The organism is Vibrio sp. D173a (assembly GCF_030248475.1).
The window spans coordinates 1-1,094 of the sequence record NZ_JAHGAH010000978.1; the positions used below are offsets into that span (position 1 = coordinate 1).

The following is a 1,094-nucleotide window of genomic DNA, read 5'->3' on the forward strand; positions in this document are numbered from 1 at the left end:
GCGAGCTCAAATTTGCCATCAATATCTCTAGCTTAGAACTAATGTCTCCGGGCTTTCCTGCTGATGTTAATCGTATGCTGATAAGCACTGGAGTGCCTGCTGAAAACATTGAATTCGAGGTTACTGAAACAGCATTTGTTCCTGATGAAACCACCGAACTGGACGTGCTATTTGAACTCAAAGAACTGGGGCTTGACCTTGCCATAGATGACTTTGGAACGGGCTTTACTTCCTTTAACCAGTTGATTCGCTATCCATTTGATACTCTGAAGATCGACAAATCGTTCGTCGATCAAATCTTCAATAACAACCCTTCCAAGCAAGAGATGGTCAACGTACTGTACCGCCTTGCCAAAAACTACTCACTTAAGGTAGTTGCTGAGGGGGTAGAAACCAAAGAACAAGAGACCTTCCTAACCCGTTTAGGCTGTAACTATCTGCAAGGGTACTATTACGGCACCCCAGTCACGGAAGATGACGTGTTAGCTCTGATCGCCAAGTACCAGAATGCATAAAACCTGCGCCCAATAAAAAAGACCACGCGATAATGCGTGGTCTTTCTATTTGAATAAATTTGCCTATCAAGTCAGTAAAGAATTACTTTGCTGATTCATCCGTTTTGACGGTATTGGCGATGCCTTCAAGCTGAAGAACTGGTGCAGCATCAATATCTTCTGCGTTCATCATTGACGAAATACGCTGCATCGAAGAGAGCAACAAGCTCTGCTCCCAAGATTCTAAGCTTTGGAATTTATTAACAAAATTATCTTGAAGTGGTGATGGCGCACTGTTTAGTAGGTCTTGACCTTTTTCGGTTAGATTCGCGTGAACCTTACGTCTATCCGATACACTGCGCACACGCTGCACATAACCATTCTGCTCGAGACGGTCGATGATAGTAGTGGTGGTTGCCTGACTCACATTGGTGTGATTCGATAACTCTTTGATCGTCACATTGCCCATCTCTTGGATTGCTCTCATTAAAATCAATTGAGGGCCAGTCAAACCATACTCTTTACTCAGCTTCTTCGAGTGTAAATCGATAGCGCGAATAATTTGGCGAATAGCGACCAGGATTTCGTCATGTTTGTCCA

General features: G+C 43.7%; 2 protein-coding genes. One reads left to right on the top strand and one right to left on the bottom strand.

Annotation, left to right across the window (positions count from 1 at the left end):
- Positions 1–515: EAL domain-containing protein (locus KIV40_RS30690; RefSeq protein WP_285353066.1), on the top strand; the 515-nt coding region annotated here is incomplete at its 5' end.
- Positions 516–597: 82 nt separating this feature from the next.
- On the opposite strand, the gene KIV40_RS30695 is transcribed toward KIV40_RS30690, so the two are convergent.
- Positions 598–1,094 (bottom strand): MarR family winged helix-turn-helix transcriptional regulator (locus tag KIV40_RS30695; protein ID WP_285353067.1); only part of this gene is annotated, 497 nt, incomplete at its 5' end.